2 protein-coding genes are annotated in these 1,542 nt (G+C 42.7%); both read right to left on the reverse strand.

Going from position 1 to position 1,542, the window contains the following annotated elements; genetic code table 11:
- Positions 1–917 precede the first annotated feature (917 nt).
- Entirely contained in the window at positions 918–1,217 is a 300-nt protein-coding gene (locus BS19_RS14970) for a type II toxin-antitoxin system RelE/ParE family toxin (RefSeq protein WP_019282621.1), read from the reverse strand.
- On the reverse strand, positions 1,214–1,456 hold the full coding sequence (locus tag BS19_RS14975) for a type II toxin-antitoxin system ParD family antitoxin (protein WP_038176344.1): 243 nt from the start codon (positions 1,454–1,456) through the stop codon (positions 1,214–1,216). Before BS19_RS14975 ends, BS19_RS14970 begins: the two co-directional genes overlap by 4 nt.
- Between the last annotated feature and the right edge of the window lie 86 nt (positions 1,457–1,542).

Below are 1,542 nucleotides of genomic sequence, written 5' to 3' on the forward strand. Positions count from 1 at the left end.
TTTCAGACGCGAATGTACTCGTTGAAAGTCAGCTTTGTGACATTGTCTTTCCGAAAGGTTTATTGGGTGCTTTTGGCCAGCTTTCTACGGCGTTGCTAGTGCCAAGTGGTTTCAGTGACAGGCGCTTTGAAACTGCGCCTGAATTGAGTTTTTCAAAGTGCTGAAAAACGGCGTTGGCAAAGTGGTAATGAACTGGGAATCAAAGGTTTAGAATGGCAACTAACAAAGCGTTTAAGGCAGATTCGCAACGCTAGGCATTTTCAGTTTGCTTTGAATTTAGTGTTTACGGCACAATGGTTTAGGTTAAGTGGCAATGTTGCTCACTACTTAACGCGGCGTTATGTTTATTTGTATTTCAAGGGCTTAAAGTTCTTAGGCTGAAGTTCATTGTCCCTCTGAAAATCCGTCCCTAGTAGACTCAGCAAATCCGCATTGTCGGTCTAAGTTCTTGAATCTCTCAGCCCGTAAACGTGCCAATGTTCGAGGGTTGCTTCATTGTCAGGTCGTGGCGGTCGGTTGTTTGTATAACTGGCTTAAAGTCGCTTTAGGATTCTTAGCCAATTAGCATTTTGGCTTGGCAGTTGCCTCGACAATTCCGCATTGTTTTGCGCTTTGGTTGGAAAGAAAGGGCGCTTGTTGTTACTTGGTCGGGTTGCCTCATTGGGCAGGGAAGTGGAATTGCTCGTTTCTGGTTGGTCGCCTTTGGCGGTCAAGTTGGTTCTAGCCTTGTGGTTTACTTCAGAAAACTAGTCAGAAATAGTAGTTCTTTCTCAATTAAATCATGTGTTTGTGGTAAAACATAACAAACAATTCAACAGTGATTCGCAACGCTTGGCGCTCTCACTTCGGGTTGAGTTAAGTGTTTACGGCGCAGTGTTCAAGTTCAGTGTTTGCGCTGCTCACACGTTAATTGGGCGTTATGCGCCAAAGATTGGGTTCACATCCATACTCTTATGCAAGATTCTGATGATCTGGATGTTTTGGCTACCAATTTGTTGATAAAAAATAACATGGCTTCCTTGTGGAAATTTTCGGTAGCCATCTCTGATTTCATCACAAGTTTTACCGATATCAGGATTTTCAGCGAGTAGCCAAAATGATTCATCGAATTGTTTGAGATAAATATTTCGTTGCTCGCGGCCCCACCTGCGGGAGGTAAACAAGGCAATATCTTTTAAATCAGACTTTGCCTTGTTGGTTAGTTGGAATGGTTTCATTTTCTCTCTTCGCTATCTAGTTCACTGATAAACGAATCGAGGTCATAATCAGCCATACCACTTTCTTCACCTTCAACGAGTAGTTGTCGTAAAGTGTTCATTTTCGTTTCTTGTGTTTCGAGTAAACGTAGAGCGGAACGAATTACTTCACTTGCTGAGCCATAGCGTCCACTTTGGATCTGGTTACTGATGAAGCCATCAAAGTGTTCGCCGAGAGTGATGCTAGTATTTTTAGCCATTGCAATCTCCTGATACCAAATAGTACCTAATTATGGTATTAATTTGAGGTGATCGCAAGTGGCGCATAACAAAGCGTTTAAGAGTG

This window comes from Vibrio pacinii DSM 19139, assembly GCF_000711795.1.
Taxonomy (GTDB): Bacteria; Pseudomonadota; Gammaproteobacteria; order Enterobacterales; family Vibrionaceae; genus Vibrio; species Vibrio pacinii.